The sequence below is a fragment of the Marispirochaeta aestuarii genome, from assembly GCF_002087085.1.
Classification (GTDB): Bacteria; Spirochaetota; Spirochaetia; order JC444; family Marispirochaetaceae; genus Marispirochaeta; species Marispirochaeta aestuarii.
This window is the reverse complement of record NZ_MWQY01000029.1, coordinates 11,788-29,924: the sequence shown is the minus strand read 5'-3', so window position 1 is coordinate 29,924 and position 18,137 is coordinate 11,788. Positions and strand designations below refer to the sequence as shown.

The 18,137-nt window shown below is 49.3% G+C and carries 17 protein-coding genes; 11 read left to right on the top strand and 6 right to left on the bottom strand.

Annotated elements, in window-relative coordinates; translation table 11 throughout:
* Nucleotides 1–210: 210 nt before the first annotated feature.
* Entirely contained in the window at nt 211–768 is a 558-nt protein-coding gene (locus tag B4O97_RS17895) for a sensor histidine kinase family protein (protein ID WP_083052885.1), read from the top strand.
* Nucleotides 769–1,066: 298 nt separating this feature from the next.
* Entirely contained in the window at nt 1,067–2,248 is a 1,182-nt protein-coding gene (locus B4O97_RS17890) for a sensor histidine kinase (protein ID WP_083052884.1), read from the top strand.
* A 124-nt stretch (nt 2,249–2,372) separates the two neighbouring features.
* Here the strand turns inward: B4O97_RS17890 and B4O97_RS17885 are convergent, their stop codons facing one another.
* From B4O97_RS17885 to B4O97_RS17860, 6 genes are all read right to left on the bottom strand, one after another.
* Nucleotides 2,373–3,203 (bottom strand): sugar phosphate isomerase/epimerase family protein, encoded by an 831-nt coding sequence (locus B4O97_RS17885; protein WP_083052883.1) that lies wholly within the window; start codon nt 3,201–3,203, stop codon nt 2,373–2,375.
* Between the two features lie 66 nt (nt 3,204–3,269).
* Nucleotides 3,270–3,671 (bottom strand): cupin domain-containing protein, encoded by a 402-nt coding sequence (locus B4O97_RS17880; RefSeq protein WP_083052882.1) that lies wholly within the window; start codon nt 3,669–3,671, stop codon nt 3,270–3,272.
* A gap of 47 nt (nt 3,672–3,718) precedes the next feature.
* Nucleotides 3,719–5,014, bottom strand: coding sequence for a TRAP transporter large permease (locus B4O97_RS17875; RefSeq protein ID WP_083052881.1), 1,296 nt, complete (start codon nt 5,012–5,014; stop codon nt 3,719–3,721).
* Nucleotides 5,011–5,481 (bottom strand): TRAP transporter small permease, encoded by a 471-nt coding sequence (locus B4O97_RS17870; protein ID WP_158084389.1) that lies wholly within the window; start codon nt 5,479–5,481, stop codon nt 5,011–5,013. The genes B4O97_RS17875 and B4O97_RS17870 overlap by 4 nt, the downstream gene beginning before the upstream one ends.
* Nucleotides 5,482–5,542: 61 nt before the next feature.
* On the bottom strand, nt 5,543–6,550 hold the full coding sequence (locus B4O97_RS17865; protein ID WP_158084388.1) for a TRAP transporter substrate-binding protein: 1,008 nt from the start codon (nt 6,548–6,550) through the stop codon (nt 5,543–5,545).
* 153 nt (nt 6,551–6,703) lie between these two features.
* Nucleotides 6,704–7,744: a LacI family DNA-binding transcriptional regulator gene (locus B4O97_RS17860; RefSeq protein ID WP_083052878.1), complete on the bottom strand. Its 1,041-nt coding sequence runs from the start codon at nt 7,742–7,744 to the stop codon at nt 6,704–6,706.
* Nucleotides 7,745–7,867: 123 nt separating this feature from the next.
* Here B4O97_RS17860 and B4O97_RS17855 point away from each other — a divergent pair, with 123 nt between their 5' ends.
* The 9 genes from B4O97_RS17855 (at nt 7,868) to ppk1 (ending at nt 18,126) form a co-directional block, all read left to right on the top strand.
* Nucleotides 7,868–8,767 (top strand): AEC family transporter, encoded by a 900-nt coding sequence (locus B4O97_RS17855; RefSeq protein ID WP_158084387.1) that lies wholly within the window; start codon nt 7,868–7,870, stop codon nt 8,765–8,767.
* Nucleotides 8,768–8,867: 100 nt separating this feature from the next.
* Entirely contained in the window at nt 8,868–9,290 is a 423-nt protein-coding gene (locus tag B4O97_RS17850) for a DUF3795 domain-containing protein (RefSeq protein ID WP_083052876.1), read from the top strand.
* A gap of 110 nt (nt 9,291–9,400) precedes the next feature.
* Entirely contained in the window at nt 9,401–10,693 is a 1,293-nt protein-coding gene (locus B4O97_RS17845) for an FAD-dependent oxidoreductase (protein WP_083052888.1), read from the top strand.
* On the top strand, nt 10,690–11,922 hold the full coding sequence (locus tag B4O97_RS17840) for an alanyl-tRNA editing protein (protein WP_083052875.1): 1,233 nt from the start codon (nt 10,690–10,692) through the stop codon (nt 11,920–11,922). The genes B4O97_RS17845 and B4O97_RS17840 overlap by 4 nt, the downstream gene beginning before the upstream one ends.
* 66 nt (nt 11,923–11,988) lie before the next feature.
* Nucleotides 11,989–12,768 carry an IclR family transcriptional regulator gene (locus tag B4O97_RS17835; protein WP_083052874.1) on the top strand — a complete coding sequence of 260 codons (780 nt, stop codon included), beginning with the start codon at nt 11,989–11,991 and terminating at the stop codon, nt 12,766–12,768.
* A 5-nt stretch (nt 12,769–12,773) separates the two neighbouring features.
* Nucleotides 12,774–13,430 (top strand): bifunctional 4-hydroxy-2-oxoglutarate aldolase/2-dehydro-3-deoxy-phosphogluconate aldolase, encoded by a 657-nt coding sequence (gene eda, locus B4O97_RS17830; protein WP_198947098.1) that lies wholly within the window; start codon nt 12,774–12,776, stop codon nt 13,428–13,430.
* Nucleotides 13,431–13,452: 22 nt separating this feature from the next.
* Nucleotides 13,453–14,427: an ROK family protein gene (locus B4O97_RS17825; RefSeq protein ID WP_083052873.1), complete on the top strand. Its 975-nt coding sequence runs from the start codon at nt 13,453–13,455 to the stop codon at nt 14,425–14,427.
* Nucleotides 14,424–15,956: a Ppx/GppA phosphatase family protein gene (locus B4O97_RS17820; RefSeq protein ID WP_083052872.1), complete on the top strand. Its 1,533-nt coding sequence runs from the start codon at nt 14,424–14,426 to the stop codon at nt 15,954–15,956. Before B4O97_RS17825 ends, B4O97_RS17820 begins: the two co-directional genes overlap by 4 nt.
* 46 nt (nt 15,957–16,002) lie before the next feature.
* Complete coding sequence (gene ppk1, locus B4O97_RS17815) at nt 16,003–18,126, top strand: polyphosphate kinase 1 (protein ID WP_083052871.1); 2,124 nt, start codon at nt 16,003–16,005, stop codon at nt 18,124–18,126.
* Nucleotides 18,127–18,137: the final 11 nt, after the last annotated feature.

The window sequence follows — 18,137 nt, the reverse complement described above, 5'->3', positions numbered from 1 at the left end:
AATTTATCATAAAAAGGCCCTCTTTTTCATTTTATTTGTGAGAAATGCGGGTTAGGGCCTCGCCTTATTTCAGTTGCTGCAACACCATACATACATCAAGAAGGAGACTCAACAGGAAGTTTAGGCTTTTTAATCGATATAACGGAAATAAATGAAAAAAATGTCCGGATAGAAGTATTAAAACAACGGAATGAGTATTTGTTGTCCGAAATGAGTCATCGAATTGGAAACAGCCTGGCTGGTATACGAGCGTATATAAATCTGTACTTCTCAGATGATATGATAGATAAATCCGATGGCCTTGAGAAAGTTGATGACATTATTCAAACAATGACATTTCTGAACTATGAATTCTTTAAGAATTTTGAACAACAGGTAATAAACATGAAAAGTTACCTGAATTTCATAACAATCGATTTAGCTGAGAAGTATTTTGTCCCCAGGTGTAATATCCAATTAAGATTATTCGATAAGGAACAGCATATCGATAAAGCTTTACCGTTTGGTATGCTATATACAATCATGTTAACAAATATTTATATGGAAATACGAGAACGAGTAGAAAAGCCAACGATTAAGATTACAATGGTCGATAAATTGAATAAAACTGACGTGGCAATCTCGATTTCGAAAAAGAATATTTTTCATTCAGTTGTCAGAGAACGACAAATCATAGAGACAGAAATTATCGAGGCATTATTAACGCAGATTGAAGGGACTATGATAATAGATCAAACCAGTGTGAACTCCATTACGTTCGTTTTATAATATGTAGCCGTAGTTGTTCCTGCTGTATGAATCCTCGATTGGGCGGGTAGAGACGCATGGTGATTATACCAAAGATAGGAAAATCGGAATAGATTTGAAAGATACTTTTTTATTTATAGGAATATTTCTTAAAAAGTATTACAGGTGTTTATATTGGAACATTTACCTTTATCTCTGTTCAGATTTCTGTTAAAATTTCGTTGACAAATAGTTGATAGATACTATACTAGATTATATAGTGTGTCGCGACATGATCACAATGTAGTTGAGATGTATAAATAGCGAGGAGGGCTCAACTATGAGAGTGAATCAGATATGTAATTGCTGTTCGCGGCGTATTTCTGTAGCTTATCCAAGTGCAAATGAATTTGATAAAGTAAGAATCAAGGCGTTTCTGATCTTAGTATCAATATTTCTTCTAACTACTCTTGTATATTTAGTGTTATACGCTCTTTTGAGTAAGTGGGTCCTTGTTGGAATTAACTTGCTCTGGATTTGCATCAGCGGGTCCTCACTTTTCTTAATGCTCAACGGGAAATACGATTTAGCCATTGGTGTTGGCATTATTGGTTTAGGTATAGTATTTCAGTACAGGATAATCTTATTTCCACTTTTAAGAATTTATGATCATTTTCCTTTTGACACGGAAATTTATCTGGCTATCTTGATCTTCTTTTTCTTCTTATCTGGGCTAACAGTTCGGAAAGTAATTTATATCCATATATATTCTATTAGTGCTTTAATCGGACTTATTCTTTATTCCATTCTTTATCATTCCGATGTTTTCTTGCTAACATTTGTGCTTTCTTTAATATACTTCTTTTCCTTTCCGATTGCAGTTACATATATTTTATTCAACGGTATGAATCGCTTGGAACGCTTAAGTAAATGCGACAGATTATTGTTAAAAGAATCTAATCACCGGATAAAGAATAATCTGGCGACACTGAGCTCGCTTATCAGTCTGGAAAGTAAATATCATCTTTTTTCTCAGCATAGTGTGCTCGAGGAATTACGAGGCAAGGTAGATGCAATTATGCTTCTCCATGAGACGATGTATTCCGAAGATTCATACGAAGAAATAGACCTTTCTGAATATTTGAAAAAACTACTTAATGATGTCGTTGGGATTGGAAGGACAGCTAATATTACATCGAATATCGATCAGATTCGCCTCGATGTCAAGTTTGCCCTTGAAGTAGGATTGATTATTGTTGAATTCGTCAATAATTCGATAAAACATGCAAAACCAAAAGGACAAAATCTCCTAATCAATGTTGAGGTGCATGTAGTAAATAAACAATTATCGATAATCTATCGGGATAACGGAGCCGGTATGGAAAGCGTGGATAAGATTAAGGACCTTCCAATGCATACAGGGCTACAGATTATCACGGAGATAGTAAAATATAGAGAGGGAAAAATACGAGTTGACAGTTCTGCGGGTTTTGAGTATACAATTCATTTTCCCCTCAATTAGCTCCCGGGATTGAATATTAAAGAGATCCATTAATAGTTTACAGTCTGATCTCTTTACAACTTTCTTATATGAACATTTAAAAACATGTTTTTATCATCGTGGAAAATGATGCAGTGAAGCAGCTCTATAAAAGACTCTTAAGGTATTCAACGCTGGAGGCAACACAATCCTCCTCTATTTGGAGTGTACGGGTTTGGGTACTATGGCTGGGAATGTAAAGCTCTACATGAATTGAATAGGGAGTGACGGATCGAAGAATCCCATCTAACAGTCTTGGAAAATCAATTTCACCCGCTCCAAGGCACGTGCCCACTACACGATAACAGTCAGGTTCCTTTACTATTTTAAAGTCTTTGAAATGAACAGAGACAACGTGGGGTAGTAATGAAGCCACGGTCTCTTCCGGTTTTTCCAGCAGTAGTACAGAGTTCATTGTATCAAGACAGACACCACAGTTTTCATGATCTACTGTGTCGATCAGGAAATTCATATCACGTGAACTCATCGTAGCATGGTTCTCTATGGCGAGAATAATCTCCTTCTCTTTCGCCTCCTTGGATGCTTCACGAATACGATCTGCATGTGAGCGAAGTTGTGACTGAAGATCACTCTTCCGATCCACTTCTACGACAATACGAAGCAGTTTGGCTCCTAACCCCTGAGAAATGTTTAACGCTCGTCGCAGGATACCAGGTTCAGTGCCACGGATCCCGGTTTCAACACTGATTCCGTAGCCGGAAGCAAGATCATGCAGAGAGTGTATCCGGGAGTCGTCATAACAAAGAAAGGGTATGTTGTCACAAAGCTGCACAGATTGCAGTCCGTAGTTGTATGCTCGTTCGAGCAAGTCCTCCGGTTGCATCACACGATCCGGAACAAATTCTCCGAAGCCAAAAGCCCACCGGTAAGCATAGCTGCTGATACCGAGCAAAGTCTTATCATAATTGTGATTCATATCATTAGTCGCCTTATATCTACTTTAAAAAGAGGGCCTCGGGAAGCAACCGAGGCCCGAAACTACTCAGATCTTGTCTTTTGCCCGTTTGTAGTACTCCTCACGGCTTACATGTTCCGGAAGCGGAGGATTGTAAATAAAAACAAAGCGAAGTGGACCATTCCCTGTATTCCTGATAGCATGAGGAATCCCCGGAGGTGCCAACATTACAGAATCTTTGGTTATCTGATACTCCTTATCTCCGATAATTGCGATTCCAGTCCCTTCGTAGAAATACATTGCCTCACTTTCTTTTTCATGAGTATGAACAGGTGCTCCGCCACCGGGATCCATTGTGTGGGTTCCTACGATGAAATTCTCCGCACCCATATCGTCTTTAGTCACGATAAGCGTGGAGTGCCGTCCATTGGTTTTGTTTACGACATACTTCATATCCTTCTGATATGCGAAAAGTTCTTTTTCCTTCATTTGTATTTCTCCTTCTGATGTTATATTCTTATATTTTCACCTGAGAGCTACCAGTTTCCGAATACCAAATTCGGCAGATAGGTGACCAGAGGTGGAAATAAAATAAGCGCTATTAAAACAACGAGTATCGGAATGTAAAAAGGTAGACACGCTTTGACGAGTCTGGCCATATCAAGATTTCCTACCCGGGATAGAACAAACAGAACAATACCGAAAGGCGGCGTCAGTTGCCCTAACATGAGGTTCAGAACCATGACAACACCAAAATGAAGCGGGTCTATACCGAATTGTTCAAGCATCGGTATAAAGAGCGGAGTAAAAAGGGTGATGGTCTCCGCGGTCGACATGAAACAACCGGCAATAAAGAGTACAAACTGCAAGATTATCAACACGACAAATGGATTCTCACTTACCGCGGAGACTGCTCTGATAACCATCTCCGGCATCTGTGTCCGTGCTAAAGCGGCATTATAGATCGTTGCAGCCGCCAGAATAAACATGATGGCAGATGCTGTCACAGCCGCATGCTTTAGGTTCTCAAACAGTTCTTGCCAGGAACTTTCCTGATAGAAAAGTCCAAGCAGAACCGAATAGACTACTGTAACCGCGGCAGCTTCAGTGGGAGTAAAAACACCGGTCCAAATCCCTCCTATAATGATGAGCGGAGTCAGCAAAGCGAAAAATGCCCCTTTCAAAGACGAAAGTATCTTCATCGCATTCCATGCTTCGCCGCGAGGGTAACCTTTTATTGCCGAGATCACTGCACTCAATACCATCAGGGTTACTGCAAGAAGCAATCCGGGAATAATCCCTCCGATAAAAAGCTTGGAGACAGACACCGAAGCAAGCACCCCGTAAAGAACCATCGGAACGCTTGGTGGAATAATCGGCCCTATTGTCGATGAGGCTCCTGTAACAGCACAGCTGAAGTCGTCGTCATAACCTGCATCCTTCATTGCTTTCAATTCGATTGGTCCCAGGCCGGCTACATCGGCGGCAGCCGCACCGGACATCCCCGAAAAAATCAGACTGGCAATAATATTGACATGAGCCAATCCTCCTCGAGAACTCCCTACAATGCGTTGGGCAAAATCAAATATACGACGGCTTATACCTCCTGAGTTCATGATAGTTCCGGCGAGGAGGAAGAGTGGAACTGCCAGCAACGGGAAATTGTTTATTCCGTAAATCAGCATTTGCGCTATCATCCCGAACGAAAGGTTAGGGAGTCCCAGCTTTATGATTAATGATACAATCGAAGTCGCTGCAATCGAAAATGCTACAGGTACACCAAGAATCAGAAAACTTAACAATAACCCGGTAAAGATCAGAATAATACTCATCGAGCGCTCCCTTTTACTATTTCCACTGTCCGCCCGATCAGTACCAGCATTGATAGCGAAGAAAAGATAATGAGGGGGATATAGAGAACAGTTACACTTACCGGTATGGTAACCGCCATTTGTTGCCAGTTGTTCGCAATAAGTCGAATACTGCCGATAAAGACGATAAGGCTGACAAAAAAAGCAACAAAAATTGCCAGAAATTCAGCACTGATCCTTCCGGCCGCAGGAAAGCGGTTGACGAGTACAGTGACCTTGATATGATCCTTCCTTACTGTTGCGACTATAATACCAAGATAAACCATCCACACAGCGGTGTAACGGGCGAGCTCTTCGGTCCATGGTGCAATGATGCCAAGAACATACCGGAAGAGAACCTGTAAAGCTACAATAACTGTAACAGCTGCTAACAGCCATGCGGCAAGAACTTCACCCACCTTGCCTATTTTTTCAAGAAGAGAAGACACAAAACCTCCAGGGAAATTCAGGTTTAGCAGCAGCCCCGCTGTAGGGGCTGCCTAGTGAATGTTATTTGCCTACAACCTTTCTCACCTCATCGATGACCCATGGCTCCCAGGTCTCCTGGAAGTGAGGCATTGTACTCAAGGCCGTCTCTTGAAACGGCTTCAAGTCAACCTTCACAAACTCCATACCTTTGGATTCCATATCCGCCTTTAAAGTATCTTCATTTGAGAACGAGGTCTCCGTCGCCCATTCCAGTGCTTCTTTGGCAGAATCGAGAACTATCTGACGCAGATCTGGCGAAAGTCCGTCCAGGTATTGCTTGCTTAGAACATATCCTTCCAGATCAACGATGTGGTTGGTAAGTATTGTATATTTTTGTACTTCCCATAAACGCTTGTCATAGTTCGACGAGATCGGATTTTCCTGTGCGTCTACTACACCTGTCTGGAGTGCAGCAAACACCTCCGGAGAAGGAATGGGTGTAGGAAGTGATCCAAACTCCTTCCAGACAACGATCCAGTCAGGATTCTCAGGAAGTCGGAGCTTCAGGCCTTTAAGGTCCTCAGGGCTTCGAACCATCATATTGCTGGTCAGTTGCCGATTGCCGCGAAAGTATTCTCCAGCCCAGACCATTCCGTTATTCTCGAATATTCTTGACACCTCCTGTCCAATTTTTCCTTGAATGGTCGCAGTAATTTCTTCAGACGAAGAAAAAAGATACGGTACTCCCCATGGAATAACTTTTTTGAGGTAGGTACCTTTTGTTCCCCATCCTTCGATGCACATATGAACAGTACCAAGCTTGACTTGCTCTACCAACTCTCGCTCTCCCCCCATAGTACCTCCGAAGAAAACCTGAACATCGATTTTGTCTGTTTTTTGTTCCAGAATCTCTTTGAACTTAAAAAGTCCATCTACCGATGGAGTTCCTTTTTTGCTATGGAATGTAGCAACAACCATTTCCTTTGGGGCATCACCAGAGACAGAACCTGCCGTATCCTGGTTCCCGGCAGCAAATGCGATTCCGACAGAACCTATGATCAGGAAAAATAAAAGAACTACTCTGCTCACTCTCATTTACTATCCTCCTTGAAGAAGTGCGCTTTCTACCGCACGAGGTAAATCCCCGTAAACACCAGGCTACCTTGCACAGTAGATAATGAAACGTTTCATTCTGATTTTACAGTATGTTCTCTTATTTGTCAAATTTTTATTTGCTATAAATTACATCCGCCGAACAGATTTCCGAACAATCAGCTGCGTCGGTATTCGAACAGAAACCGGCTGGCCGGAAGAGTCGCCATTGATTCTCTCCATCAAAGTATTGACTGCTGCAGTACACAGCTCATCTGTGTTGGGATGAACTGCGGTTAAAGGAGGATCTATGTAGGGACTCCACTCGGGATCGTCAAAACAGATGAGAGAGATATCATCCGGTATTGTCCGACCGGTATCACGAAGAGCTTGTAAGCTGCCAATAAGCGGATAGTTACTTGCAACGAAAAGAGCCGTTGGGGGATTTCTCATACCGATAATCTCTTTGGTAATCCGATATCCACTTTCCGGAATGGCTTCGCTTACTTTTATCATATCTCTTGTATAGGGAAGCTTGTACTCTTCGAGAGCACGAGAATATCCTTCAATACGCTCCCGGCTGGCGGAGGTATGCTCCGGACTTGATATAATTGCTATTCGACGATGCCCCATCTCAAGTACATGTTTTGTAGCCTCATAGGCTCCCTGGACGTTGTCCAGAAGAACCGTATCAAGCTGGGAACCATCAAGCTGACGTACAATTGAAACTACCGGAATCGACATTGACTTGAATGTATCTAATTCTCTCATTATTTTGCCGGGATCTATGCGCCCGGCAGAGGCTAATATCAATCCATCTACACGCAAGGCAGCAAAAGTTTGCAAATACCCGATTTCAGTCGACAGGTTCTCGTCAGAGTTTCCCAAAAAAAGTGTATATCCCTTTTTCTGGACCAGCTTTTCTATTGCGTCGATTATCTGGATGTAAAAGGCATTCTTGATTTTCGGGATAATCAGCCCGATAACCATTGTCTTGCGTCTCTTGATACTTCGAGCGAGAGCGCTGGGACGATAACCGAGTTTTTCAATAACAGCTTCAACTCGTATACGCCGTTCAAGGCTGACATTTCCTACTCCATTGATCACCTTTGAAGCCGTTCCTACAGACACTCCTGCCAGATGCGCAATATCTTTAAGGGTCAAACTATCTCGTTTTCCGTTTCCATTCATTAGTTTCTTTCTCTCGATAAGATTGTATCATAAAAAGGATATAAATAAACAGCATCTCTCTTGAAACGTTTCACTATTATGATTAGGCTTCTGTCGAGGACAATCAGGAAACGGGCCGACTATATGATTTTAATAGTTAACACTGTTATCCCCATTTTTTTTATAGCTGCAATCGGCTGGGTATTCGGTAAACGAATCGATTTCTCGCTGGAAATGCCAGCAAGGATGACTTTATATGTGTTTACGCCATGTCTCTTCTTTTCTTCGATTCTGAATGCAGAATTACAGATATCAGATTTTGGACCTATCTTTTTATTCTCCATCCTTCTGTTCTTGATTTCGACAGCACTTGCCTACCTCGTGTCAAAAGTGTTGAGATTTACACGGCAAAAACGAAACGCTTTATTTCTCAGCAGTTGTTTTCCCAATAGTGGGAATTACGGACTCCCCATGGTCCTTTTTGCGTTCGAACAAGCAGGATTTGAACGCGCTATTGTCTTTGCTATGTTTCAAGTGCTATTGATCAACAGTGCTGGTGTATATTTTGCATCCCACAATAGCAGGTCAGTCATAAAATCCATAAAAACTATACTCAGTTTTCCCGGCTTTATTGCTGTTCTACTGGCAGTTTTCATCAAATGGACCGCAATCACAATTCCTGTACCAATTTTACGTCCAATTCATCTTTTGGGACAGGCATCGGTACCAACTTTATTGATAATCCTGGGGATACAATTAGCGAGAATAAAAATTGTTTCTGATTATCGTTTTCTCATTACTGCCAGTGCCCTGCGGTTACTGTCATATCCGGTGGTTGGACTGGTATTAGCAATAAGCATATTTGGTGCAGAAAGCTTGTCTACACAAGTGCTGTTTCTGATTTCAGCCTCTCCAACAGGGATCACCCCCGCTTTATTAGCAGAACGATATGGTACGGAACCAGGGCTGGTATCAGCCGCCACTTTTGTTACAACCGCACTTAGTATCATAACAGTTCCCGTCGTGCTCGTGCTTATCTCATGATTATCAATGTCCTTGAAAAAAATCAGCCTCTGCTGTCACATCACTCCTTCCGTTGACACCAATATACCTGAAGACACAATCACGAATGAAGGAGATAGTCATGGAACTCAATATGGTAGCCCCCTGCGGTATCGACTGCGTCAACTGCGAATTGTTCGCGGAAAACGGGCGACGGGAGGTCTGGGAGCGGGTGGCCAAAATGACGGGAAAGAGCATCGAGGAGGTGCAGTGCAGAGGCTGCAGGGAACAGGGGGGCTGCCCGATTCTCAAGGATTGCCGGACCCTGGCCTGCGTCAGGGAGAAGGGGCTAGACTTCTGCCACCAGTGCAGTGAATTCCCCTGCCGACGGCTCCAGCCGATGAAGCAGGGTGCGGAGCGTACCCCCCACAACCTGAAGGTCTATAACCTCTGCCGGCTGAAACAGCTCGGAATGGAGGGATTCCTGGCCGAATCGGCCCGCACCAGACGACTCTACTTCGAGGGAACCTTCGTAATAGGTGCGGGACCGACCCTGCCTGATTAGAGGGATCGCCCCGGCAGTTCAGCTTGGGCGGCCGGGGCTTTTTAAAAACGGTGGTCTCGGGAATGCGCCCTTGAACCAGCCTGCGTAAGTTGATAGCATTCTATTCCGGCATGCAAAACACAAAGGAACACTACGACTACATCGTCGTCGGCTCGGGTCCCGCGGGGCTGGGGGCGGCCTTTTACCTCCTCGAGGCCGCGGATTCTCCCCGGATACTGATCCTGGACATGGAGAATTACTCCACCGGGGGGCTCAGGAACGACTGCAAGATGAACTTCACCTATCCCATCGGTTTTCCCACGGAGAACTGGAACCGGGAACAGGCGGAGGAGTACCTCGATCTGGTCCGCAGGAAGCTGGCCCCGGCCATTCTGGCGAAAACGAACCTGGGTATCTATGCAAAGCGGGCCGAGCGCCTGGGGGTCCAGCTGCTGGAGATCGAGCAGACCCACCTGGGAACCGACGGGGGCCTGCAGCTTATAAAGGAACTGACAGCGGAACTCGCCGAAAAAGGGGTGGACTTTGCCCTGGGAGAGGAGATGCTCAGTCTGGATGAAGCAAGCTCCAGTATCCGCACGACAAAGCGGGAGATCGGCTACGGCAGAATCCTGATCGCCCCCGGCAGGCGGGGTTTCAAGTTCCTGCAGCGCGTTATGGACTCCCTGGATGTAAGCTACGTCGATCATGTGGTGGACATCGGCATCCGGATCGAGACCCGGCAGGAGCGTTTTCCCATAGTACAGGATTACTATGATCCCAAGTTCCTCTTTCCCGGGCAGGTGCGCACCTTCTGCACAAACTCCGGCAACGCCCACGTGGTTCAGGAAAAATACACTACCCACAACGGCGATATCTACTACAGCGTCAACGGCCACGCCTATTCAAAAAGCCGGGGCAGGGAGAACGGTCTGGTCAACTTTGCCATGCTCAAAACCATCGAACTGACCGAACCCGTCGCTTCGGGACAGGCCTTCGCCGAGGGGCTGGGACTGCAGGCAATGCTCATGGGGGGAGGACACCCGATCATGCAGCGGGTCGGAGACTTCCGCCTGGGCAAGCGCTCCAAGAGAGACTCCTTTACCGGGGACCTGTACGACTTCGAGCCGACCCTGAAAAGCTGCACCCCCGGGGACATCAGCCTTTCCATGCCGGCGAAAATCCTCAGGGGCATCTGGAAATCCATGAAACTGCTGGACACCATAGTTCCCGGGCTGCTCCATCCCAGCACCGTAATGTACTATCCGGAAATCAAGCTCTACGCCAACAAACCGAAGTTCCGGGATGAGAATTTTCAGGTAAAAGAGAGAGTCTACTTTGCCGGAGACGGCGCCGGCACCAGCCGGGGGATAACCGCAGCCTGGGCATCGGGCATCCGGGCTGCCATGGGAATGGTACGGGGATGACGGAGAAACTCTATTATCTGGATCAGTATCAGACGGAATTTACCAGCCGCCTCGTCAGTTCCCGGAGGATCGATACGAAGAAGGGGCCCCGCTGGCAGGTCATACTGGAGGCAAGCTGTTTCTACCCCGCCGGAGGCGGTCAGCCCTCCGACAGGGGGACCCTGAACGACCGGGAGGTGGAGGAGGTCCTCCTGGAGAACGATGAGGTGGTTCACCTCCTTTCCGCACCCCTGGATGAGGGAACACAGGAGGTTTTCGGCCGAATCGAGCCGATGCACCGGCGCCACTATATGCAGCAGCATACGGGCCAGCACCTGATTTCCGCCGTCCTGCATCGCCATTGCGGCTACCCCACCCGTTCGGTGCATCTTGGTGATTCCTGCAGTTCCATCGAAATAGAGGGGACAGATATCACTCCCTTCGAGATAATCCAGGTTGAGGACGAGGTAAACCGGATCATCTGCGAAAACCGGGAGGTAAAGGCCCGATTCATCGACCAGGACCAGCTTGAAGAAATCGAGCTACGCCGCTCCCTGAAAACGGACAGAAATATCCGTATCGTCGAAATCGACGACGCCGATCAGGTCGGCTGCGGCGGGGTGCATCTGCGGCGTACCGGGGAGATACGGCTGGTCAAACATGTTGCCACGGAGAGCGTCAGGGGCAACAGCCGGCTTATGTTCGTAATCGGGGATGCCGCCATGGCGGACTACCGGGAAAAAAGCAGAATCGCCTCCCGCATGGTTGATCTTCTCTCGGCACCCCAGGCGGAGGTTCTGCCGAAGCTGGATGAGTATCTCGAGAAAAACGCCGATCGGGACAGATTCTGCACCGCGGTGCTGCGACGATTGAACAGCTGTATCGCCGCCGAGATCTACGAAAGGGGCATACCGGTGCACGGCGGCAGGATTGTGACAGCGGAACTTCCGGAAGCTGACGCAGGCCAGATCCGGGAGATAGCCGACGGAATCCGCACAATCGGCCCCGTCTTTCTTGCCCTGGCCGCCAGGTCCGGGGACGGGGTTAAATGGATCATCGCCGCCCCCGATTCCCGCCCCGGGCTTTTCGACGAACTTAAGGAAACCCTGATGCCCCTCCTCGACGGCAAAGGCGGCGGGCGGCCTCCCTTCTGGCAGGGAGGAGGCAATAATCCTCCGGGAATCACCGCCTTTCTTGATGCCTTCAGCTCCGCCGTCTCACGGATGGAAAAACAGAACAGTCCCAGATAAGGAACAGCGTACCTTATAGGGAACAATTGACCTCGCCACGGAATAGGACTACAATGGGTATCACGTATGGTACCGGCGATAGAAAAGGCGGACATGATCTTCTCTTTTCTCATGCAGCATCCCGAAGGCGCGACCCTTAAGGAGACCAGCACCATACTTGGAATACCCAAATCAACCACTCACCGGCTGCTCATCTCCTTAAGCGAACTCGACTATATCGAACAAGACCACCACAGCGGCCGCTTTTTTCTCGGGCCAAAGCTTCTGTCCCTCTCCCGGGCAGCCGAACGCCGGCTGAACCTTAACCGGATAACAACCCCCTACCTGGAAGAGCTCTCATCCAGAACACGGGAAACAGTAAAACTCAGCGTCATCCGCCACAAGAAGGTCTACGTGATCAATACGGTTCTCAGTCCAAGGATCATGAAGATAACCGTGGAGTCCGGTACCGTTTTCCCTCCCCACATAGGGGCTGCTGCAAAGCTGCTGCTCTCGTCCCTTCCCGATGAAGAGATCGATGAGTATCTTGAACAGGAGCTCGAAGAATACACGGTAAACTCCGTTACCGACCGGGATATGCTCAGGAAAGAGATCGAAGCGATCCGTGCCGAAGGCCTCGCCAGAGACCGGCAGGAGGAGACCATCGGTATCAGCGGTATTGCCGCACCGGTGCGGGACTCCTTCGGCGGAATTGTCGCCGCCGTCAGCATTCCGTACCTTTCGGCCCTCCGGCCCGAAGCTGAGCTTCTGCCTCCCCTGATTGAATGCGTTGACGGCATTTCCCGCCGTCTCGGATTTTATAATCATGATGAGTACAGCTCATCAACCCCAACAACCAAGGAGTAAGAGTTATGAAACAGGAACTCGCACAAACCTATTCTTCCATGATTCAGACATTAAAAAAAATCAAGGTGGTCCCGGTGGTTAAAATCGAGGATGCAAAACAGGCAGTTCCTCTTGGAAAGGCCCTGATCGCCGGAGGACTCCCCTGCGCGGAGATTACCTTCCGAACCAGTGCCGCGGCAGAGGCCATCGGACTGCTGACCAAAGAGGTCCCCGAGCTGCTGGTGGGAGCCGGAACCGTTCTGACTCCGGAGCAGGCGGACGCGGCCAAAAAAGCCGGGGCAAAGTTCATGGTCTCCCCGGGATTCAACCCGCGGGTGGTGGACCACTGTCTTGCCATGGACATGCCGATTTTTGCAGGAATAAACAATCCCACGGGAATCGAGATGGCTCTTGAACGGGGACTGCCGGCTGTCAAGTTCTTTCCCGCGGAAGCTTCCGGCGGTCTTGCGATGCTGAAAGCCATGGCCGCTCCCTACGGCGACATTCTGTTCATGCCCACCGGAGGAGTCAACGCAAAGAACATCGGTACCTACCTGGCTTTTCCCCGGGTTCTTGCCTGCGGCGGAAGCTGGATGGTGCCCTCGGACCTGATCAGTGCCGGGGAGTTCGACAAGATAACCGCTCTTACCAAAGAAGCCGTTGAGGCCGTAGCGGGACTCTGATAAGTATTTCGGGAGGCTATTAATGGGTGCTGCATACTGGATCGGATTCGATTTGGGAGGAACCAAAATGATAGCCTCCCTGCTGGATGAAAACTATGCAATTCTCAGCAGGGTAAAAAAGCGCACGGAGCCTCAGGAAGGAAACGGAGCGGTACTCAAGAGGATTGCCGCCGCTATCGAAGAGGTAATTCTGACCAGCGGAGTCCCCCGCTCCGATATACGGGGAATTGGGCTTGCCGCTCCGGGCACTCTGGACAGGGAAGCAGGCATCGTGATAAATACGCCGAACCTGGGTTTTGAGAATATTCCCCTTCAGAGCTATATTGAAGAGGAGACGGGACTACCCGTCTGCCTGGACAACGACGTCAATGCCGGTACTTTTGGCGAGTTTATCAAGGGTGCCGGCAGGGGTTTCCGGAATCTGATGGGTGTTTTCCTGGGAACAGGCATCGGCGGCGGACTCATTATCAACGGGCAGATGTACCGCGGGGCCAACGGAAACGCAGGGGAAGTGGGGCATATGATCCTTCAGACCGACGGCCCCCTGTGCGGCTGCGGCCAGCAGGGCTGTCTTGAATCCCTGGCTTCACGGCTCTCCCTTGCCAAGGACGCGGTTTCCCTTGCCGCCAGCGGCAAAGCACCGGTACTGTTGGGTCTGGCCGGCACGGATATCAGCGGCTACAAGAGCGGGGTTTTTGCAAAAGCCCTCAGGAAGCGGGATCCCGTAACCAGGGACCTGATAAAACGGGGAGCCCAGTACCTTGGCATCGGGCTGGCAAACTGCGTGAATCTCCTGAACCCGGAAGCCATCATTCTTGGCGGAGGACTTGTAGAAAAGCTTGGAGCACCTTTTATCAAGCAGACAGTAAAATCCCTGCGGGCCCACAGCCTTCCGGGGCTGATCGAAGATGTTCGGGTCATGGCCGCGGAACTGGGCGACGATGCTGCGCTGGTCGGATCCGCTGCCCTGGCCGCTTTGGAGTTCAAGGAAAGATGAATTACCGTCTGATGGCTGTCATCGACATCGGATCCACCGCAATCCGAATGCTGATCGCGGAAATCGATGAGCACCACAACTGGCGGATCGTGGAATCCGCGGGAAAATCCATCCCCCTCGGTCGTGATGCCTTTACCACCGGCCGTATAGGCACAAAAAGCCTCCGCCAGGCCGTAGCTATTCTCAAAGGCTTTGTGGAAATCCTCAAGGGGTGGAGTATAGCTCCTGAGGATGTCAAAGCAATCGCCACCTCGGCGGTGAGGGAAGCATCCAACCGGGACACCTTTATCGACCGGGTGGCGATCCAGACAGGCATAATGATTACCATCGCCGACGGCATAGAGGAGAACAGACTCACCTATATCGCCGTTCAATACGCCCTTGCCCCCATAAGCGCACAGATCAGCCGCTCCAACTCGCTTATCATGGAAGTCGGCGGCGGCAGCACCGAACTGATGCTGCTTCAGCGAAACCATATGGTGGCCGCCCATTCCCTGAAAATCGGGACCGTACGAACACAGCAGCAGGTCATAACATCCCTGGGGCACAGGGAAAACATGGCCCGGTACATTGCCGAAAGCGTGCAGACCCTCAAAGACCATCTGGACAGGGAGTTTGAACTCAAGCGGATCAAGCATTTCGTTGCAGTGGGTGGAGATGCCCGGGTGGCTGCCAGCCAGATCGGCGAACAGAAATATGAGTACTACACCATCGTGCAGAAGGCGGATTTCAACCGTTTCGTAGACCGGATTTCCGCCCTGAGCATAGAAGAGATCATGGATTCTCTTCAGATCCCCTACGCCACAGCAGAACTGCTTATCCCCGGCCTGATTCTCTACAGTGAATTCCTGGAGGCTACTGCCGCAGAGGAGCTGATTGTTCCATCCATCAGCATCCGGGAAGGAGCCCTCCTGAGCTACACCCTTCATCAGGGACATGTTGTCAGGGAGAAATTCGTCGATCAGATAAAGGCCTCGGCGGTAAGCCTGGGTCGCAAATACCATTATGATGAAAAACATGCCCGCCAGGTTACCCGAATGGCCCTCAGAATATTCGATGACCTGAAAAAGGACTTCCAGCTGAAACCCGAGGGCCGGCTGCTTCTCGAGGTTTCCGGAATCCTCCACGATGTGGGTACCTATATTCGTACTGCGGGACATCACAAGCACGGTCAGTATCTGGTGGAAAACTCGGATATATTCGGTCTGACCCGGGAAGACATCCAGATAATATCCAACGTCGTCCGCTTCCATCGGAAACGGGCCCCCAATCCGTCGAATGAAAGTTACAACCGGCTCCCCCGAAAGGAGAGACTCCGGGTACTCAAACTGGCGGCTATCCTCAGGATTGCCGATGCCCTGGACAGGGGACATAACGACAGAATAAAGAGTATCCGCCTTGAGAGGGACGAAAACCGCCTGATCATCAACTGCAACGCCACCGGGGATATAGCCGTCGAACGGGCAGGAATTGCAGAAAAGAAGGATCTTTTTGAAGAGGTCTTTGGTTTGAAGGTAATACTGCGATAGGATTACAGCACATAATGCGGATATTCAGGAATAAGGAACGGCACAGATGAGCAGCACAAAACAATCTCCCAGATACAGGTTTTTCAACAGGGATCTGAGCTGGCTGGAATTCAATCGCAGAGTACTCTCCGAAGGTCTCGATCAGTCGGTTCCTCTGCTGGAACGGATGAAATTCCTGGCCATTACAAGTTCGAACTTTGACGAATTCTTTATGGTCAGGGTCGCCACCCTGAAACGGGCAGTGCGCCACGGAGACGCAATAACCTGCCCATCCGGGCTGAGCCCCTCTGAACAGCTGGAGGAAATTGACCGCAGGGTCCGTTCAATAACGGAACAGCAGTATTCATGTCTGAAAAACGAGCTTATTCCGTCCCTGAAAAAAGCAGGGGTCACCTACGCCCCTCCGGAAGAGTGGAACCAGCAGCAGATACGGGCCATAGGAGATCTGTTTAACGAGGAGATTTTTCCCGTAATCAGTCCCGTCAGGATTACCGGGGAGGAATCCTTTCCTTTTATCTGCGGACTGCGCCTTCACATCCTCTTTTCCCTCAAGCGCCCGGGAGAAGCGGAGGAAAAGTACGCCCTGGTGCAGATACCGGAGTCCCAGCAGCGGGTTATATTCATTCCTGATCCAGGCTCCGGCAAGATCTTCACCCTCCTTGACGACATTATCCTTCATATGGCGGAGAACCTCTTCCCGGGGTATGAGATTTCTGAGGCCGCCATTTTTCGGCTGACCCGGGACGCCGATATGGGAGTGGATGAACAGCGGGACGAGGACTTTGTCGAGGCCATGGAAGAGATCATCCAGAGCCGCCGCACAAGCCGGGTCGTACGCCTCGAGATCAGTACCCGTTCGGATAAGCTGAGGAACCTGATTATCGAGAAGCTGGATATCGACACCAGGGATATTTACTCAATCGACGGCCCGGTGGACCTCAAGAGCCTGATGAACCTGGCCGTTACTCCTGCTGACAAGAGACTTCATGATCCGGAATGGCAGAGCTACCGGCCTGCGGAAATCGATGAAGACGAAAACCTGTGGGAAGCCCTGCAGGACCGGGACATCCTGCTCCATCACCCCTATGAAAGTTTCGATATACTGATTCAGCTGCTGCAGATGGCAAGCCAGGACCCCAGGGTGCTCTCTATCAAGATGACCCTGTACCGCACTTCCGGATCCTCCCCCATTGTGAAATCCTTGAAGGAAGCCGCAGCCAACGGCAAACACGTGACTGCAGTGGTGGAACTCAAGGCCCGCTTCGATGAAGAACGCAACATCCGCTGGGCGGAGGAGCTGGAACGGGCCGGAGTCATAGTGGTCTACGGTATCGCCCACCTGAAAATCCACGCTAAAGCCCTCATGATCGTCCGCCGCGAAGAGGACCGCATCCGCCGTTACGTGCACCTGGGTACCGGTAACTATAACGACTCGACGGCGAAACTCTATACCGATATCGGTCTTTTAAGCTCCAATGAGGAGATCAGTCAGGATATCGCCCTGGTTTTTAACGCCATAACCGGCTACTCGAACATACCGGAGCTGCGGCAGCTTGTTATGGCTCCCATTACCCTGAAACGGAGGCTTCTGAGCCTGATTGAACGGGAGACTTCCAGATCCAGCAAGGATTCCCCGGGACTCATACGTGCAAAGATGAACTCCCTGGCGGATTCGGATATCATCAAGGCCCTCTACAAGGCTTCCCAGGAGGGAGTCAGAATAGAGCTGAATGTGCGGGGTATCTGCATGCTGATTCCGGGCATAAAGAACATGAGCGAGAACATCACCGTGGTATCCATCATCGACCGCTACCTGGAGCATACACGGCTGTTCCACTTCCAGAACGGCGGAAACGACGAGTATTACCTCTCCAGTGCCGACTGGATGCCCCGAAACCTGGAACGCAGGGTGGAACTGATGTTTCCGGTAATGCAGGAGTACCATAAGCGGCGACTCTCGGAGGTAATGACAGTCTATTTCAACTCGAACATGAAGAGCCACCGGCTGATGCCCGACGGAACTTATCGCCGGCTCGAACCGGAATCCGGGGAAGAGCCCCTGCGGGCCCAGGAGGAGTTCCATCGCATGGCATACCGCAAGACAGAGGCGGTTCCTGTGTCTCCCAGGAGGGAGTTTACCGTTCGCAGAAAAGCCCCGAAAGTGGACTGATAGCCGAGCCA

What these genes read in the sequence shown, in the direction of transcription:
- B4O97_RS17895 (WP_083052885.1), top strand. Translation starts at nt 211, where the DNA reads ATGAGTCATCGAATTGGAAACAGCCTGGCTGGTATACGAGCGTATATA.
- B4O97_RS17890 (WP_083052884.1), top strand. Translation starts at nt 1,067, where the DNA reads ATGAGAGTGAATCAGATATGTAATTGCTGTTCGCGGCGTATTTCTGTA.
- B4O97_RS17885 (WP_083052883.1), bottom strand. Translation starts at nt 3,203, where the DNA reads ATGAATCACAATTATGATAAGACTTTGCTCGGTATCAGCAGCTATGCT.
- B4O97_RS17880 (WP_083052882.1), bottom strand. Translation starts at nt 3,671, where the DNA reads ATGAAGGAAAAAGAACTTTTCGCATATCAGAAGGATATGAAGTATGTC.
- B4O97_RS17875 (WP_083052881.1), bottom strand. Translation starts at nt 5,014, where the DNA reads ATGAGTATTATTCTGATCTTTACCGGGTTATTGTTAAGTTTTCTGATT.
- B4O97_RS17860 (WP_083052878.1), bottom strand. Translation starts at nt 7,744, where the DNA reads ATGAATGGAAACGGAAAACGAGATAGTTTGACCCTTAAAGATATTGCG.
- B4O97_RS17855 (WP_158084387.1), top strand. Translation starts at nt 7,868, where the DNA reads ATGATTTTAATAGTTAACACTGTTATCCCCATTTTTTTTATAGCTGCA.
- B4O97_RS17850 (WP_083052876.1), top strand. Translation starts at nt 8,868, where the DNA reads ATGGAACTCAATATGGTAGCCCCCTGCGGTATCGACTGCGTCAACTGC.
- B4O97_RS17845 (WP_083052888.1), top strand. Translation starts at nt 9,401, where the DNA reads ATGCAAAACACAAAGGAACACTACGACTACATCGTCGTCGGCTCGGGT.
- B4O97_RS17840 (WP_083052875.1), top strand. Translation starts at nt 10,690, where the DNA reads ATGACGGAGAAACTCTATTATCTGGATCAGTATCAGACGGAATTTACC.
- B4O97_RS17835 (WP_083052874.1), top strand. Translation starts at nt 11,989, where the DNA reads ATGGTACCGGCGATAGAAAAGGCGGACATGATCTTCTCTTTTCTCATG.
- eda (WP_198947098.1), top strand. Translation starts at nt 12,774, where the DNA reads ATGAAACAGGAACTCGCACAAACCTATTCTTCCATGATTCAGACATTA.
- B4O97_RS17825 (WP_083052873.1), top strand. Translation starts at nt 13,453, where the DNA reads ATGGGTGCTGCATACTGGATCGGATTCGATTTGGGAGGAACCAAAATG.
- B4O97_RS17820 (WP_083052872.1), top strand. Translation starts at nt 14,424, where the DNA reads ATGAATTACCGTCTGATGGCTGTCATCGACATCGGATCCACCGCAATC.
- ppk1 (WP_083052871.1), top strand. Translation starts at nt 16,003, where the DNA reads ATGAGCAGCACAAAACAATCTCCCAGATACAGGTTTTTCAACAGGGAT.